This window comes from Variovorax sp. GW822-FHT04A09 (genome assembly GCF_058801005.1).
Map to the genome: position 1 here is coordinate 232,875 of NZ_JBXAMV010000003.1, position 16,273 is coordinate 249,147.

Annotated in this window: 15 protein-coding genes; 4 read left to right on the forward strand and 11 right to left on the reverse strand. The window is 70.4% G+C overall.

The features are described from left to right. Positions 1 to 32: 32 nt before the first annotated feature. The 7 genes from AC1RLW_RS17595 to AC1RLW_RS17625 are packed head-to-tail and all read right to left on the reverse strand — an operon-like array spanning position 33 to position 7,032. Entirely contained in the window at positions 33 to 1,175 is a 1,143-nt protein-coding gene (locus tag AC1RLW_RS17595) for a c-type cytochrome (RefSeq protein WP_493194202.1), read from the reverse strand. 1 nt (position 1,176) lies between these two features. Next, positions 1,177 to 1,971 carry an ABC transporter ATP-binding protein gene (locus tag AC1RLW_RS17600; RefSeq protein WP_493194204.1) on the reverse strand — a complete coding sequence of 265 codons (795 nt, stop codon included), beginning with the start codon at positions 1,969 to 1,971 and terminating at the stop codon, positions 1,177 to 1,179. Next, positions 1,965 to 3,032 carry an ABC transporter permease gene (locus AC1RLW_RS17605; RefSeq protein ID WP_493194206.1) on the reverse strand — a complete coding sequence of 356 codons (1,068 nt, stop codon included), beginning with the start codon at positions 3,030 to 3,032 and terminating at the stop codon, positions 1,965 to 1,967. Before AC1RLW_RS17605 ends, AC1RLW_RS17600 begins: the two co-directional genes overlap by 7 nt. Beyond that, complete coding sequence (locus AC1RLW_RS17610) at positions 3,029 to 4,030, reverse strand: ABC transporter substrate-binding protein (RefSeq protein WP_493194207.1); 1,002 nt, start codon at positions 4,028 to 4,030, stop codon at positions 3,029 to 3,031. The genes AC1RLW_RS17605 and AC1RLW_RS17610 overlap by 4 nt, the downstream gene beginning before the upstream one ends. Positions 4,031 to 4,062: 32 nt before the next feature. Continuing rightward, entirely contained in the window at positions 4,063 to 4,887 is an 825-nt protein-coding gene (locus AC1RLW_RS17615) for a class II aldolase/adducin family protein (protein WP_493194209.1), read from the reverse strand. A 3-nt stretch (positions 4,888 to 4,890) separates the two neighbouring features. Continuing rightward, a complete protein-coding gene (locus tag AC1RLW_RS17620) occupies positions 4,891 to 6,000 on the reverse strand; it encodes an LLM class flavin-dependent oxidoreductase (RefSeq protein ID WP_492734431.1) in 1,110 nt (369 codons plus the stop codon). A gap of 33 nt (positions 6,001 to 6,033) precedes the next feature. Continuing rightward, the gene (locus tag AC1RLW_RS17625; protein WP_493194211.1) at positions 6,034 to 7,032 is read right to left on the reverse strand and encodes an ABC transporter substrate-binding protein; all 999 of its coding nucleotides are present in this window, start codon (positions 7,030 to 7,032) and stop codon (positions 6,034 to 6,036) included. Positions 7,033 to 7,179: 147 nt separating this feature from the next. Here AC1RLW_RS17625 and AC1RLW_RS17630 point away from each other — a divergent pair, with 147 nt between their 5' ends. Genes AC1RLW_RS17630 through AC1RLW_RS17645 form a run of 4 tightly spaced genes read left to right on the forward strand, consistent with a single transcriptional unit; the run spans position 7,180 to position 11,610 of the window. After that, positions 7,180 to 8,412 (forward strand): acyl-CoA dehydrogenase family protein, encoded by a 1,233-nt coding sequence (locus AC1RLW_RS17630; protein ID WP_493194213.1) that lies wholly within the window; start codon positions 7,180 to 7,182, stop codon positions 8,410 to 8,412. Next, positions 8,409 to 9,380 carry an ABC transporter substrate-binding protein gene (locus tag AC1RLW_RS17635; protein WP_493194215.1) on the forward strand — a complete coding sequence of 324 codons (972 nt, stop codon included), beginning with the start codon at positions 8,409 to 8,411 and terminating at the stop codon, positions 9,378 to 9,380. Before AC1RLW_RS17630 ends, AC1RLW_RS17635 begins: the two co-directional genes overlap by 4 nt. After that, positions 9,377 to 9,976, forward strand: a complete 600-nt coding sequence (locus AC1RLW_RS17640; RefSeq protein ID WP_390345733.1) for a cysteine dioxygenase family protein — start codon at positions 9,377 to 9,379, stop codon at positions 9,974 to 9,976. The genes AC1RLW_RS17635 and AC1RLW_RS17640 overlap by 4 nt, the downstream gene beginning before the upstream one ends. Next, positions 9,973 to 11,610 carry a rhodanese-related sulfurtransferase gene (locus AC1RLW_RS17645; protein WP_493194217.1) on the forward strand — a complete coding sequence of 546 codons (1,638 nt, stop codon included), beginning with the start codon at positions 9,973 to 9,975 and terminating at the stop codon, positions 11,608 to 11,610. The genes AC1RLW_RS17640 and AC1RLW_RS17645 overlap by 4 nt, the downstream gene beginning before the upstream one ends. A gap of 71 nt (positions 11,611 to 11,681) precedes the next feature. On the opposite strand, the gene AC1RLW_RS17650 is transcribed toward AC1RLW_RS17645, so the two are convergent. From AC1RLW_RS17650 to guaD, 4 genes are all read right to left on the reverse strand, one after another. After that, on the reverse strand, positions 11,682 to 13,151 hold the full coding sequence (locus AC1RLW_RS17650) for a DEAD/DEAH box helicase (RefSeq protein WP_062477554.1): 1,470 nt from the start codon (positions 13,149 to 13,151) through the stop codon (positions 11,682 to 11,684). 130 nt (positions 13,152 to 13,281) lie between these two features. After that, positions 13,282 to 14,169 (reverse strand): KPN_02809 family neutral zinc metallopeptidase, encoded by an 888-nt coding sequence (gene ypfJ, locus AC1RLW_RS17655; protein WP_062477550.1) that lies wholly within the window; start codon positions 14,167 to 14,169, stop codon positions 13,282 to 13,284. 112 nt (positions 14,170 to 14,281) lie between these two features. Continuing rightward, positions 14,282 to 14,848 carry a dCTP deaminase gene (gene dcd, locus AC1RLW_RS17660; RefSeq protein WP_062477547.1) on the reverse strand — a complete coding sequence of 189 codons (567 nt, stop codon included), beginning with the start codon at positions 14,846 to 14,848 and terminating at the stop codon, positions 14,282 to 14,284. Positions 14,849 to 14,933: 85 nt separating this feature from the next. Beyond that, positions 14,934 to 16,220: a guanine deaminase gene (guaD, locus tag AC1RLW_RS17665; RefSeq protein ID WP_493194220.1), complete on the reverse strand. Its 1,287-nt coding sequence runs from the start codon at positions 16,218 to 16,220 to the stop codon at positions 14,934 to 14,936. Positions 16,221 to 16,273: the final 53 nt, after the last annotated feature.

Consider the following 16,273-nt stretch of genomic DNA (forward strand, 5'->3'; position numbering starts at 1 on the left):
TTCGTTCTCCGTGGAAGCAGTGAAAAAAGAAATCAGTGGATGAAGCCGCCCTTGACGAAGCGCACCGGCTCGGCGTCCATGCGGGCGATGAGCGCGCCCAGGCCATCGGGTGGCAGCACGGCGCCTTTCGCCAAGGCCGCCGGCGGGCTGTCGCTGCGGCACAGCAGGTCGTCGTCGGACCAGCCGGCCTGCCCCGGCAGGCCGCGCACGCGCAGCCAGCCGTCGCGGTCGGCGATGAGCTGCATGCCCGCAAGCTGGTCGGTGCCCGCGATGAGCGCCAGCGCTTCCCACGCGGCCGGTGAATCGGCGACGCAATCGGCGGCAATGCCTGCGGCCTTCGCCCCGGGTGGCAGCAGCTGCACCGTCACCAGGCGCGGGTCTTCGCTCGGCGCGACCGCGCCCGCCACGACGCGCACGCGCTGCCCGCGCCACTGCGCGAGCGACCGGGGCGCCTGCGCGCCGCAGCGCACCGCCATGTCGGGCAGGCCCACGGGTTGCGGCCAGTGGCCCAGCGTACGAAGGCTCTGGCCCGCGCCCTGCGCCTTCATGTAGTCGATGAGCGCCCAGGCATCGGCCGCGTCGAGCGGGCCCTCAAATCCGGGCATGGCGGCGGTGCCGTGAAGCACGCGCCAGAGCAGGTCGCCATCGGCGCGGCGCCACAGCAGCGGGCCCGTGAGGTTCGGCGGCCACACGGTCAGCGAGGCGGCCAGCGGCCCTTCGCCCTTGCCGTCGGTGCCGTGGCAGCTCACGCAGTGCTGCGCGTAGAGCACGCGGCCTTGCGCGATCGATGTGGCCGTGAAGCCCGTCGGCGACGCGTGGAAGCTCGCCGGCGTCGCAGGCACGAGCACGACGTTCGCATGGGGCCAGGGCGCGGCGATCAGCAGCATCGGCACCAGCGCGAGCAGGTACCAGCGCGGGCGCCGCCAGAGCAACGCGATCAACAGCAGCAGCAAAGCAACGCCGACGCACGCCAGCGTCCACGCGAGGCTGCGCGCCTGCCCCAGGTCGATCAGCAGGTTCTCGCCTGACAGCCGGTGCGCCCACGGCCACGCCGGCTGGCCGTGCACATGGCGCACGAGGCCGAGCGCGTCGAACACGCGCAGCAACTGCAACTGGGCGCCCTGAAGCAGGCCGATCAGCAGGTTGAGCCAATCGGCCTCGGGCGTTGCGTTCATGTCACCAGGTGGCGTCGAGCCCCAGGTGGCGCAGCGCTTCGTGACGGAGTTCTGCCAAACGCGCATGGCCGCGATGGCGCGGGTACGGCAGGTCGACCACGAGCTCCGCCGCGATGCGCGCGGGCCGGTCGCTCAGCACGATCACGCGGTTGGCGAGGAACAGCGCCTCTTCCACGTCGTGCGTCACCAGCAGCGCCGAGAAGCCCGCGCGCTGCCACAGGTTGACCAGCTCGCTCTGCATCGCGATGCGCGTGAGCGAATCGAGCTTGCCCAGCGGCTCGTCGAGCACCAGCAGTTGCGGGTCGTTGACCAGCGCACGCGCCAGCGCCACGCGCTGCGCCATGCCGCCCGAGAGCTGGTGCGGAAAGGCTTTGGCGAAGTCGGTGAGGCCGACGAGCTTCAGCGCCTCGTCGACGCGCCCGCGCTGCGCCTTGAGCACGCCACGCGCCTGCAGGCCGAGCGCCACGTTGTCCCACACGCTGCGCCAGGGGTAGAGCGTCGGGTCCTGGAAAACGACGATGCGCGACGGGTCGGGCCGCGTGATGGGTGCGCCGTCCTGCGTGATGCGCCCGGCCGTGGCGGGCTCCAGCCCGGCCACGAGGCGCAGCAGCGTCGACTTGCCGCAGCCGCTCGGCCCGAGCAGCGCGACGAACTCGCCGGGCTTCACCGTGAGGTCGATGTCGTCGAGCACCTGCAGCGGCCCGGCCGGCACGTCGAACCAGTGGCTCACGCCCTGGATGTCGATCTGCGCGCCGGCCTGGCGCACACCCGCTTCGGCTTGCGCGGTGGCTACCATTTGACGGTCCCCTTCTGCCACGACAGCACGCGGTCGCGCACCTTGAACAGCAGCGTGATCAGGCCCGAGCACAGCAGCGCCATCACGATCAGCGCGGCGTACATGTTCGAGTACGAAGCCCAGCCCTGCGCCCACGAGAGGTAGAAGCCCAGCCCGGCCTTCACGCCCATCATCTCGGCCGTCACCAGCACCGAGAACGCGGCGCCCAGCCCCATGAACAGCCCCACGAACACCTGCGGCAGCGCGGCGGGAATCGCCACGCGCAGCACCAGGAAGCGCTCGCTCGCGCCCATGGTGCGCGCCACGTCGTAGTAGTTGCGATTGACGCCCGCCACGCCCGACCACGTCAGCACCGCCACCGGAAAGCCCGTGGCCAGCGCGATGAGGAACACGGCCGCCGCGTAGCTCGACGGAAAGAAGAAGAACGCCAGCGGCAGCAGCGCCGAGGCCGGCACCGGCCCCACGAAGCGCAGCACCGGATGCACCCAGTAGCCCGCGATGCGCGACCAGCCGATGGTCACGCCCGTGAGAAAGCCCGCGAGCGCGCCCAGCACGAAGCCGTGGGCGAGCAGCCGCGCCGAATGCGCCAGGCTTTCGCCGAGGCGCCGCCAGTCGTCGATGTAGGTTTCGATGAGACTCTGCGGCGGCGCGAAGAACGGCGTGGGCAGCAGCGCGAGCTTGGCGGTCGCGATCTCCCAGAGGGCGAACAGGACCGGCAGCGCCACCAGCCATGGCCCGGCCGGGCGCAGCGTGCGCGCCACGCGGCCGGCGCGCGTGCCGAGCAGCGCCACGAGCAGCAGCGCCGCGCCGATGGCGATGGCGGCAATGCCGAATTCGTCGGTGTAGGCCCAGTCGCTGAAGCCCACGGCCTTGTTGGGCCAGTAGACGGTGAGCAGGCCCAGCGCGACCCAGCCCGCGCTCGCGAGCGCGCCGGTGCGCCAGAAGCCTTCGGCGGGGCGCGCGAACACGGCGGCCGGCGCGGCCTTCTCGATGCCAGGGCGGCGCCAACTGCCCGGCGCCGGCGGCGGTGCCTCGAGCACCCGGTCAATGACGGCGCTCATGCCAGCGGATCAAAGGACACATGCTCCGCGAAGCGCACCGGATCGGTGGTCTTCTTGAGCACGCCGACACCGCGGAAGTCGCGCGCGTAGAACTCCACCTCGTCGCGCAGCTTGCGGCCCAGCGGGTGGTGGTTGTGCGTGAGCGTGCCCAGCAGCGCGCGCAGGTCTTCGACCGGCACCTTGGGCGAGTACTTGGCGAAGAGCTTGGCCGACTCGTTCGGGTTCTCGGCCACGTAGTCGGAGGCCTGCGCGATGGCGCGCACCAGCGAGGCGACGGTCGCCTTGTCCTTGCGCACCAGCTCGCCGCGCGCGCCGACGATGCAGCAGACCTTGTCCTTGTACTCGCCCGAGAGGTTGCTCGCGAGCTCGACGAAGGTGCCCTGGTTGCGCTTCTCGATGAGGTAGACGTTCGGGTCGCCGTCGGCAATGGCGTGGATCTCGCCCTTCTTCACCGCGATGTCGAGCAGGTCGGCCGGGTACTGGCGCCAGGTGACGTCGCGGTCGGCGTCGATGCCGTTCTTGGCCAGCAGGATCGAGAAGAAGTTCTTGCCCGGACTCGCGATGTCCGACACGCCGATGATCTTGCCCTTGAGGCTGGCCAGGCTGGTGGCGCCCGCGTCCTTGGCGCCCACCAGGCGCACGCAGCCGCCGTGCGAGCTGCCGACGATCTTCACGTCGAAGCCCGATTCGAGCGGCTTGAGCCAGCGGTGGATCATGCCCACGGCCGCGTCGGCCTTGGCGGTGGCGAGCGACTCGAGCAGCTGGTCGGTCGAGCCCGTGTAGTTGATGAGGTCCACCTGCAGGCCGTTGCGCTCGAAGTAGCCGCGCTCCTGCGCCACCACCACGGGCGAGAGGCAGAACGCGGCGGCGTTCCAGGCGAAGGTGAGCTTGCGCGCCTGCTGCGAGAAGGCCTGCGAGGCAATGAGGCCGCCCGAGGCGACCACGGCGGCGGCGGCGCCGGTGCGCAGCACGCTGCGGCGGGTAAGGGATGCGTTCATCGGGGAAAGGCTCCGGGGTTTCGTCGTCATCGTCAAAGCAGGAGTTCGGGTTCGGCCTCGACCAGGCCTTCGTACAGGCTGTCGAAGGAATGGATCGCGCCTTCGGGCCCGCCGATCTGGCCGTGCGTGTGGCGCGCGGTGGCCTCGTCGATCGGCTGCGGCGTGCCGGCCGCCTCGGCCAGCAGCTGCGTGTGGCAGGCGTTGTCCAGCGCGATGTACCACCACGCGGCGGCCTCCACGGTGGGGCCGGCCGTCAGGATGCCGTGGTTCTTGAGGATGGCGCCCTTCCTGTCGCCCAGCGCGCGGGCGATGCGATCGCCCTCGCTGGTGTCGACCACCATGCCGGTGAAGTCGTCGAACAGCGCCACGTCGTCGTGGAACACGCAGGCGTCCTGCGTGAGCGTGTCGAGTTGGCGGCCCAGCGTGGACCAGGCCTTGCCGTAGGTCGAGTGCGTGTGGGCAGCGGCCACGATGTTCGGGTTGTGCTCGTGGATCGCGGCGTGGATGGCGAAGGCGGCCTTGTTGAGCGGCCGGTCGCCGACGACCGTTTCACCCTTCGAATTGACGAGCAGCAGGTCGGACACCTTGATGCGCGAGAAGTGCACGCCCAGCGGGTTGACCCAGAAGTGATCGGTCAGCTCGGGGTCGCGCGCCGTGATGTGGCCGGCCAGGCCCTGCGCGAAGCCGAAGCGCGCGAACAGGCGGAAGGCGCCCGCCAGGCGCTCCTGCCGGTGGCGGCGCTCGGCCTGCACGGTGGGGCGCGGCGGGATGGGGTCGAACCAGTGCTTCTGCTGCGGGTTCGCGTGCAGCTTCAGCGGTTGGGCCGCGTGGCGGTCGATGGACAGGACGGCGCTCATGGCTCAGGCCGCCTTGCGCTGCGACTGCAGGCGCTGCGCGACCAGTTCGCGCGTGCGCGGAATCAGCGCGCGGCCGTAGTCCGCCGCGTCTTCGAGCGGATCGAAGCCGCGGATCAGGAAGGTGGTCACGCCCAGGTCGTAGTAGTCGAGCAGCGCATCGGCCACCTGCTCGGGCGTGCCGACCAGCGCGGTGCTGTTGGAGCGCCCGCCGATCTCCTGCGCGACCGCGGTCCACAGGCGCTTGTCCAGGCGCGAGCCCTTCTCGGCCGCGGCCAACAGGCGCTTGGCGCCTTCGCTCTGCTGCGGGCCGCCGCGGTTGTAGCCCTGCACCACGCGCAGGCGCTTCGTCTCCGCCAGGATGTTCTCGGCGCGCGCCCATGCCGCGTCTTCAGTCTCCGCCAGGATCGGGCGGAACGACACCGAGAAGCGCACGCTGCGCCCGTGCTTCGCGGCTTCGGCGCGCACGCGCGTCGTGAGCTCGCGCGCCTGGTCGAGCGATTCGCCCCACAGCGCGTACACGTCGGCGTACTTGCCTGCGACCGGGATCGCCGCCTCCGACGCACCGCCGAAGTACACGGGCACGTGCGGCTTGCCGTGGCGCGTCTGCACCGGCTTCACTTCGGAGAACGCGTTCTGGAAGCGGTAGTGCGCGCCTTCGTGGTCAAAGGGCTTCTCGGCCGTCCACACCTTGTGCAGCACCTCGAGGTACTCGTCGGTGCGGGCGTAGCGCTGGTCGTGGTCGAGCCAGTCGCCGTCGCGCTTCTGCTCTTCGTCGGAGCCGCCCGAGATGTAGTGCACGCCGAGCCGCCCGCCGCTGAACTGGTCGAGCGAGGCGAACTGGCGCGCCGCGAGCGTGGGCGCCACGAAGCCCGGGCGGTGCGCGAGCATGAAGTGGATGCGCTCGGTCACCGAGGCCGCGTAGGCCACCGTCAGCGTGGCGTCGGGGCTGGTGGAATGGTGCGGCACCAGCACGCGGTCGAAGCCGGCGTTCTCGTGCGCCTGCGCGAAGGCGCGCACATAGTCGCGGTCGATGGCCGGGCCCTTGGCGGCGTGGATCTCCGAGACCTTCTGGCCCTGGATCATGCCGATGAATTCAACGTCGTTCTGGCTCATGGTGTCCTCGTGGATGCGGATGGAATGAAGGGGTCAGGCGGCGGGCAACCGCAGCAGGTTCTCGAAGCGGCGGTCCCACAGCGGCTTCACGTCGGCCGGGCCGTCGAGCACGCCGATCTTCTGGAAGGTGTCGGCCACGTCCTGGTGGCTGCGCACCACGGCGTCGGTGACGGGGCCCAGGCTGTAGTCGCCGCTGCGGCCGTTGAACAGCTCGACCAGGTCGCCCACGGGGACGCGCGTCTCGGCCGACTGCGCGCGGGCGTAGGCCAGGAAGTTGCCGTTGATCCAGGCGAACGCGCGCTGCAGGCGCTGCAGCAGGTCGCCCAGCGCCGCGCGGCGCAGCGTGTCGTCGAGCGCGCGCGGGTTGGCGTAGATGGGGAAGTTGCCCGACAGGTAGCCCACGCCGGTCTTGAGCGTGCGCGCGCCGTACTGGGTGCGCGCGAGCTGGCCGTTGTAGCCATAGATGGCCCAGGCATCGAGGTCGCCGCGCGCGAAGGCCGAGAGGCCGTCGGCCGGCGTGAGGCTCACGGGCTGGATGTCGGCGAACGACAGGCCCGCCTCGGCCAGCTGCTTGGCCAGGTAGTAGTGCGAGGTGGTGGCACGCACATAACCCACGCGCTTGCCCTTGAGGTCGGCGATGCTGCGGATCGGCGCGTCCTTGCGTGCCAGCGTGGCCTGGTTGTTGAGGTCTTCGTGCGTCACGGCCACGAGCCGCACGCTCGACTTCTGCCGCGCCGCGAACACCGGCGGGATCTCGCTGCCCGAGCCCAGGTCGAGCGCGTCGCCGTTGATGGCCTCGATGTGCAGCACGCCGTTGTTGAGCTCGCGCCAGTCGATCCTGTAGGGCGTGTCGGCCTGGCCCGAGGCCGTGAGCAGCGGGCGCCACAGGCCCTTGTAGGTGCCCACGCGCAGCGTCACGCCCGACAGGTCACGCGAGGGCGCGGCGGCCTGCGCCACGCCCGAAGCCGCCACGCCCCATGCGGCGGCGGCCTGCAGCAGGCGGCGTCGGTCCAGCGGGAAATCGGGTGTCATGCCTTGTGTTCTTTCTTCTTCACTCACTCACGAGGAGAAGCGAGACCGTACCGAGACGGCCCCCGAAAACGAACGCAGAAAAACGAATTTGGATATGCGCGATGCATCCTTCGCGCGCTGGCAGCGGGCCTTTACCGTGCGGGCACCATGAGTGCACTCCCCTTGCGCCGCGCGCCGGCCGCTCCCGACACAGACACCCCGCCCTCCGTCGATTCCGCCGTGCTGGCCCGCCTGTCGGACCAGTTCGCGTCCACGGCGGCCGACCACGACCGCAGCGGCGCCTTTCCGCGCCAGAACTTCGAGGCGCTGCAGGCGCACGGCCTGATCGGCCTCGTCGCGCCTGCCGCATACGGCGGCGGCGGCGCCACGCTGGCCGCGGCGCGCCGCGTGATCGCGGCGGTGGCGCGCGGCGAACCCGCCACCGCGCTGATCCTCACCATGACCTACCTGCAGCACCAGGCGCTCGCGCGCCGCGAGAGCCGCTGGCCCGCGCACCTGCGCGAGCGCGTGGCGCGCGACGCGGTGGCGCACGGCGCGCTCATCAACGCGCTGCGCGTGGAGCCCGCACTGGGCTCGCCCGCGCGCGGCGGCCTGCCCGGCACCGTGGCGCGGCGCACGCCCGAGGGCTGGCGCATCGACGGCCACAAGCTCTACACGACCGGCATCGAGGGCCTGTCGTGGCTCGCGGTCTGGGCGCGCACCGACGAGGCCGCACCGCGCACCGGCGTGTTCCTGGTGCCGCGCGACGCGCCCGGCATCCGCGTGATCGCGAGCTGGGACCACCTGGGCCTGCGGGCCTCGGGCAGCCACGAGGTGGTGTTCGAGGACGTCGCCATTGCCGCCGACCACGCCGTCGACCTGCGCGCGCCCGCCGACTGGGCGCCCGGCGCCGGCAGCCAGACCGACATCGACGCCCATGCGGCGCAGCAGGCCTGGATGGTCGTGCTGCTGGGCAGCCTCTACGACGCCGTGGCGCGCGCCGCGCGCGACTGGCTGGTCGACTTCTTGAACCGGCGCGCGCCCGGCAGCCTCGGCACGCCGCTGGCCAGCCTGCCGCGCGTGCAGGAGCAAGTCGGCGAGATCGAGGCGCTGCTGCGCACCAACCGCGTGCTGCTCGACGACACCGCCACTGCGGTCGACAGCGGCCACACGCCGCCCGCCGCCGACAGCGGCCTGCTCAAGCACACCGTGACCACGCACGCCATCCGCGTGGTCGAGCTGGCGCTGCAGCTGAGCGGCAACCACGGCCTCACGCGCCAGAACCCGCTCGAACGCCATTACCGCGACGTGCTGTGCAGCCGCATCCACACGCCGCAGAACGACGCGATCCTGGTCGCGGCGGGGCAGCGTGCGTTGCAGGCGTCGGGAGGTGCCGCATGAGCGCGCTGCCCATTTCTCGCCGCACCTGGCTCGCGCAAGGCGCCGCGCTGTCGCTGGCCGTGGCCGGCCCGTTGCGCGCGGTGGCACAACCCCAGGCCACGCTGGTGCTCGGCGACCAGGCCGGTGGCCTGCGCTCGCTGTTCGAGGCCTCCAAGGCCCTCGACGACGCGCCCTTTGCCTACCGCTGGGCCAACTTCCAGGGCGCCGCGCCGCTGTTCGAAGCGCAGCGCAGCGCCGCGGTCGACACCGCGATGGCCGGCGACCTGCCGGTGCTCGCGGCGGCCGTCGGCAAGACGCCGCTGAAGATCGTCGCCACGCGCGTCGGCAAGGCCGAGTCGCTGGGCATCGTGGTGCAGCCCGACTCGCCGCTGCGCCGCGTGGCCGACCTGCGCGGCCAGACGGTGGTCGTCTCGTCGGCGCGCGGCAGCATCTCGCAGTACCAGCTCTACGGCGCGCTCGAAGAGGCCGGCGTGCGGCGCGACGAGGTCACGGTGAAGTTCGTGCTGCCCACCGACGCGGCGGCCGCGTTCGCGTCGAAGCAGATCGACGCCTGGGCCATCTTCGACCCCTACTACGCCATCGCGCTGCAGCAGGGCGGGCGCATCCTTCGCGACGGGCGCGGCATCAACACGGCGCTGGGCTTCATCACCGCGAGCGAGCATTCGCTGGCCGATGCGGCCAAGCGCGCGGCCATCGTGCAGTTTCTCGACCGGCTCGCCCGCGCGGGCGACTGGGCGCAGGCCAACCCCGAGGCCTATGCGCAGGCGTACAGCCAGCTCACGCGGCTGCCGATTGCGTCGGCACGCCTCATCACGGCACGCGCCTCGGTGGCGGGGCGGCCCGTGAGCGAGGCCGACATCGCCGCACTGCAAACTGTGGCCGACCGCTCGGCGCGTGACGGTATCCTTCCCACACGCGTGGATGTGCGCGCGATCACCGACACCCAACTCTGGAAACGCCCCGCATGATTGCTCCGCTGCGCGATTTCGTCGGCGCCTTCGGCCGGCTGCTCGACAGCCGGCCCGACGAGCCGCGCATCCTGTCCGAAGGCGGCGCGCTGCTGCGCACGCTGGTGGCGCGCGACGACTGGCTGCCCGACGCCTTCGCCGTGGCCGACCCGACCTACTACCAGCAGTTTTTGCTGCACGCCGACAGCACCGAGCGCTTCTCGGTCGTGAGCTTCGTCTGGGGTCCGGGCCAGGCCACGCCGATCCACGACCACACGGTGTGGGGCCTCATCGGCATGCTGCGCGGCGCCGAGTACAGCCAGCCCTACGCGCTCGACGCCGACGGCACCGCGCGGCCCCGGGGCGAGCCGGTGCGGCTCGATGCGGGCCATGTCGAGGCCGTGTCGCCCACCGTGGGCGACCTGCACCGCGTGCACAACGCGCACGCCGACCGCGTGTCGATCAGCATCCACGTGTACGGCGCCAACATCGGCGCCGTGCGCCGCCACACCTACCCGGCCGAAGGCGGGCGCAAGCCCTTCGTCTCCGGCTACTCCAACACGCTGCTGCCCAACCTGTGGGACCGCTCCGCCGAACTCCGAAACACTGCCGCATGACGACGACAACGACCGCCTCCTTTCCCCTGTTGCCCTTCGCCGCGCTGCGCGAACGGCTGATCGCGCGCGAGGAGACCGCGCTGCTCGACCTGCGCGAGGAAGACCCGTTCGCGCAGGAGCACCCGCTGTGGGCCGCCAACCTGCCGCTGTCGCGCATCGAGATCGAAGCGTGGCGACGCATCCCGCGGCGCGACACCTTCATCGTGCTGTACGGCGCGCACGACGGTGTCGATCTCGCCCCTCTCGCGGCACGCACCTTCGCCGCGCTCGGCTACACCAACGTGCACCTGCTCGACGGCGGCCTTGAAGGCTGGCGCGCAGCGGGCGGCGAGCTGTTCCGCGACGTCAACGTGCCGAGCAAGTCCTTCGGCGAACTGGTCGAGCACGAGCGGCACACGCCGTCGCTGTCGGCGCCCGAGGTGAAGGCGCTCATCGACAGCCGCGCCGACGTGGTCGTGCTCGACGCGCGTCGCTTCGACGAATACCAGACCATGAGCATCCCCTCGGCCACCAGCGTGCCGGGCGCGGAGCTGGTGCTGCGCGTGCGCGAGCTCGCGCCCGACCCGGCCACGCGCGTGATCGTGAACTGCGCGGGCCGCACGCGCAGCATCATCGGCACGCAGTCGCTCGTGAACGCGGGCATCCCGAACCCGGTCGCGGCGCTGCGCAACGGCACCATCGGCTGGAAGCTCGCGGGCCAGGTGCTCGACCACGGCGCGGGCCGGCAGGCACCGGCCACGGTGTCGGACGCGAACCGCGCGCAGGCGCAGGCCGACGCGCGCCGCGTGGCCGATGCCGCGGGCGTGCGCCGCATCGCCCTCGACGCGCTCCACACGCTCGAGGCCCCGGGCCGCACCGTGTACCGCTTCGACGTGCGCACGCCTGAGGAATACACCGCCGGCCACCTGCCCCGCTTCGCGAGCGCGCCCGGCGGGCAGCTGGTGCAGGAAACCGACCACCAGGTGCCGGTGCGCGGCGCACGCATCGTGCTGGCCGACGACAACGGCGTGCGCGCATCGATGAGCGCCTCATGGCTCGCGCAGATGGGCTGGGAGGTGTACGTGCCCGATGCGGTGCCGCCAGCCGCCGCGCTCAGCGAAACCGGCACGCCGACGTCGGTCTACCCGCCCGTCGCGGCCACGGTCGCCGAGATCGCACCCCAAGCCTTGGCCGAGTTGCTGAAGCAGCAGCCCGCCACCGCCGTGATCGACGTGACCACGAGCGCCAACTACGTGAAGCGCCACATCCCCGGCGCCTGGTACGCGATCCGCGCGCAGCTGGCGCAGGCGATCGACCGCCAGGCCCTTCCGTCCGCCCCGCGCTACGTGCTCACCTGCGGCAGCAGCCTGCTCGCGCGCTACGCCGCGGCCGACCTGCGCGCCCTGCTCGACGCACGCGGCCAGCGCGACGTGGAGGTGCAGGTGCTCACGGGCGGCAACACCGCCTGGTTCGCCGCCGGGCTGCCGGCCGAGACCGGCGAGACCCGCCTGGCCACGGCCCGCACCGACCGCTACCGCCGACCCTACGAGGGCACCGACGCACCCGCCGAGGCCATGCAGGGCTACCTGGATTGGGAGTTCGGGTTGGTGGAACAGCTGGGGCGCGACGGCACGCATCACTTTCGCGTGGCCTGAACGCGAAGAGCGCAGACGAAAAAAAGCCGGGCATGCCCGGCTTTTTGCTTTCGCTGTCGCGCAGCCCCGGCTCAACCCGGCTCGGCCGCCTTGAACAGTGCCGCGACCTTGCGCTTGCTCTTGATGTTGCTCGAGATACCGCGTGCGGGCGCGGCCTTGGCCGACGCTTCCCAGGCCGGCGCGGCTTCGCGCTCGCCGGATTCGTAGGGCTTGTCGAAGAACGGATCGCGCGGCGCGGACGGCGCGCGGTGCGGGCGGCCGCCACCGCTCATGCTGCGGCGGGTGTCGGCTTCGCGGCGTTCGCGCGGCTGGTCGAGCACGTCGCGTGCGTCGCCGGCTTCGCCTTCTTCGCGCCAGTGGCGGCGTCCGTCGTTGATGCGACCGCGCGGGCGGTCTTCTTCGAACTCGACGGGTTCGAGCTCGATCTTCTTCTTGATCAGCTTCTCGATGTCGGCCACCAGGCGTGCATCGTTGCCGCCGCTGGCGAAGCTCACGGCCAGGCCCGAGGCGCCGGCACGGCCCGTGCGACCGATGCGGTGCACGTAGTCTTCGGCGTTGAACGGGATGTCGAAGTTGAAGACGGCGGGCACGTCCTTGATGTCCAGGCCGCGGGCCGCGACGTCGGTGCACACCAGCAGGTCGACTTCGCCGGCCTTGAACGAGGCGAGCGCCTTCAGGCGTTCGTCCTGGCTCTTGTCGCCGTGCAGTGCTGTGGTACGCAGACCGTCGCGCTCCAGCGAGCGTGCGAGGCGCGCGCAGCCGAGCTTGCTGTTGACGAACACGAAGGCCTGCGTAATGCCGCGCTGCTTGACGATCTGCTTGAGCGCACGGCGCTTGTCGTCGTCGGAGACGCTATAGAAGTGCTGTTCGACGGTGGAGGCCGTTTCGTTCGGCCGTGCCACTTCGATGGTGACCGGGTTCTGCAGGTAGCTGCTGGCCAGCCGCTTGATCTCGGGCGAGAAGGTGGCCGAGAACAGCAGCGTGGTGCGCTGCTTGGGCAGGTAGCTCAGGATGCGCTGCAGGTCGGGCAGGAAGCCGATGTCGAGCATGCGGTCGGCCTCGTCGAGCACGACGTATTCGACCTGGTTGAGCACCGCGTTCTTGGCTTCGATGTGATCGAGCAGCCGGCCCGGCGTGGCCACGAGCACTTCGACGCCCTTCTTCAGCTCCAGCGTCTGGGGCTTCATGTCGATGCCGCCGAACACGACCGTGCTGCGCAGGTTGGTGTACTTGGCGTACAGCTTGACCTGTTGCGCGACCTGGTCGGCCAGTTCACGCGTGGGCAGCAGCACCAGCGCACGCACCGGATGCCGCGCGGGCGAGGTGGAGGCGTTTTCGTGCTTGAGCATGCGCTGCAGCAAGGGCAGCGAAAACGCTGCCGTCTTGCCGGTGCCGGTCTGCGCGGCGCCCATCACGTCCTGGCCTGAAAGCACGACCGGAATGGCCTGTGCCTGGATGGGCGTCATGGTCTCGTAGCCCATTTCGGCCACGGCGCGGGCCAGCGGTTCTGCCAGCGATAGATTGGAGAAGGACATTGTCATTGAGCCTTCTATTGTCGCATTGCCGCAAAAAACGGCAGTGACAACGAAACGACAACATCCGCGCAGGCCGAATTGCTATTTATTCAATAGCAAAGACCCCAATGAACTTGGGGCTCTCGGGAGACAATCTTTACAGATTGCGCGCGTTGAAGGTGTCGCAGGACTTCATTTCACCCGTCTGGTAGCCCGTGCCGAACCAGCGTTGGCGCTGTGCACTGGAGCCGTGAGTGAAGCTGTCGGGCACCACGGCGCGGCCTGCGGAGCGCTGCAGGGCGTCGTCGCCGATCTTCTGCGCGGCGTTCATGGCGGCCTCGATGTCGCCCGGGTCGAGCCACTTCTTCGACTCCTGCGAGTGGTGCGCCCACACGCCCGCGAAGCAGTCGGCCTGCAGCTCGACGCGCACGCTGACGGCGTTGTTCTGCGACTGGCTCAGGCGCCCGCGCATGCCGTCGACCTTGGCGGTGATGCCGAGTTCGTCCTGCACGTGGTGGCCCACCTCGTGCGCGATGACGTACGCCTGCGCGAACTCGCCCGGCGCGCCGAGCTGGTTCTTGAGGGTGTCGTAGAACGCGAGGTCGATGTAGACCTTCTTGTCGCCCGGGCAGTAGAACGGCCCCATGGCCGATTGACCGGTGCCGCAGGCCGTGGGCGTGGCGCCGCGGAACAGCACGAGCCGGGGCGCCTGGTAGTTGCCGCCACTCTTGCGGAAGAGATCGGTCCAGACCACCTCGGTGTTCTTCAGCACGGTGGAGACGAAGGCCGCCTCGCGGTCGCCGGTGGGCGGCTTGGGCGCGGGGCCTTGCTGCTGTTGCTGCACCTGGACCGGGTCGCCGCCGCCGCTGAGCAGGCTCAGCACGGTGAGCGGGTTGATGCCGAAGATCCAGCCGGCGATGAGCGCGACCGCGATGGTGCCGATGCCAATGCCGCGCCCACCGATGAAACCGCCGCCTCCGCCGCCACCCCCGCCGTCACGGCGGTCTTCGACGTTGTCGGATTGTTCGTTGCCTTCCCATCTCATCGCAGTCTCCTTGCCGGCTTGCTGAACGGCGTATTTGCCGGAACGTCGCAGGATGGTACTTGGCCCGGCCGCCCGGAACGTAACTGGCGGTCAGGATGCCTGTATCAGGCTGTCAGGTCTTGGGCAGCGTGACGCCGCGCTGGCCCTGGTACTTGCCGCCGCGGTCCTTGTAGCTGGTCTCGCAGACCTCGTCGCTCTCGAAGAACAGCACCTGCGCGCAGCCTTCGCCCGCGTAGATCTTGGCGGGCAGCGGCGTGGTGTTGCTGAACTCCAGCGTCACGTAGCCTTCCCATTCGGGCTCGAACGGGGTCACGTTGACGATGATGCCGCAGCGCGCGTAGGTGCTCTTGCCCAGGCAGATGGTCAGCACGTTGCGCGGGATGCGGAAGTACTCCACGGTGCGCGCCAGCGCGAAGCTGTTGGGCGGAATGATGCAGTAGTCGCCGTGCATGTCGACGAAGCTCTTCTCGTCGAAGTTCTTCGGGTCGACCACGGTGCTGTGGATGTTGGTGAAGACCTTGAACTCGGGCGCGCACCGGATGTCGTAGCCGTAGCTGGAGGTGCCGTAGCTGATGATCTTGTGGCCGTCGTTCTCGCGCACCTGGCCCGGTTCGAAGGGATCGATCATTCCTTCGTTCTCGGCCATGCGCCGGATCCATTTGTCGCTCTTGATGCTCATATGCGCTCGCTGATGCTGCTGCGGGGGAAATCGGGGCCGAATTGTGGCATGGGCGCCCTGCGCGCCCTCCCCCCGCAGGCGCCGCTCAGCCCGCCTGCGAAATCACCGTGCGCTCGACCAGCCGGTCGTCGCCCAGCACGATCATCGCGAACAGCAGCTCTTCGAGGTTGTTGGCCAGCGAGGTCTTGCGCGCCAGGAGCGGCGTGGCGGAGGGGTTGAGCACCAGGAAGTCGGCCTCGCAGCCCGGCTGCAGGTTGCCGACCACGCCGCCCAGCCCCAGCGAACGCGCCGCGCCGCCGGTGTGGTGCCACCACAGCCGCGAGGGCGCGATGCTCAGGCCGGTCTTGGTCTGGCCCTCGCGACCGACGTAGTAGGCGGCCAGCATGGTGTGGAAGGGGCTGAAGCTCGTGCCGCCGCCCACGTCGCTGGCCAGGCCGTAGGGTTGCTCGAGGCGGTCGGCCGCGCCGAAGTCGAAGAAGCCGCTGCCCAGGAACAGGTTGCTCGTGGGGCTCACGGCGGCGGCCGTCTTGGTCTCGTGCATGAGCGCACGGTCGGTGTCGTCCAGGTAGATGCAGTGGGCGTACACGGCGCGCTCGCGCAGCAGGCCGAAGTCGGCGTACACGTCGAGGTAGGAGCGCGACTTGGGGTACAGCTCGCGCGCCCACTTCACCTCGTCGCGGTTCTCGGCCACGTGCGACTGGATCCAGGTGTCGCCGTACGTCGCGGCCAGCTCGCCGGCGCCGCGCATCTGCGCGTCGGTGCTGGTGGGTGCGAAGCGCGGCGTGATGGCGTAGCCCAGGCGATCGACGTTGTGCCACTTGCGGATCAGCGCCTCGGTGTCGACCAGGCTCTGCTCGGTGTCGTCGCGCACGCCGTCGGGCGAGTTGCGGTCCTGCAGCACCTTGCCGGTGATCATGCGCAATTGGCGGCGCTGCGCGCTCTCGAAGAAAGCGTCGACCGAGGCGACGTGCGAGGTCGCGAAGGTCAGCGAGGTGGTCACGCCGTTGCGCAGCAGCTCGTCGAAGAACACGTCGGCCACCACGCGCGAGTGCGCGGGGTCGGCGAACTTGCTTTCGGCCGGGAAGGTGTAGTTCTCGAGCCAGGGCAGCAGGCCGGCGGCGGGCGCGCCGATGATGTCGGTCTGCGGGTAATGCACGTGCATGTCCACGAAGCCCGGCGCCAGGATGCGGCCCGGCAGGTGGGTGGTGTGGGCGCCGGCATGGCGCTGCGACACATCGGCATGGCTGCCGGCGTCGAGCACGCGCTGGCGGCCGGTGCTGTCGGGGGCGACGACCAGCAGGCCGTCTTCATCGAAGACGGGCAGGCCGGCGGCGTCGAATCGCAGGAGGGAGGCGCGGTAGGCTTTTTTCATCGTGGATGCGGAGGGTAATCCAGCCCCGGACGGCGGGAATTGCCCTGCGCGTA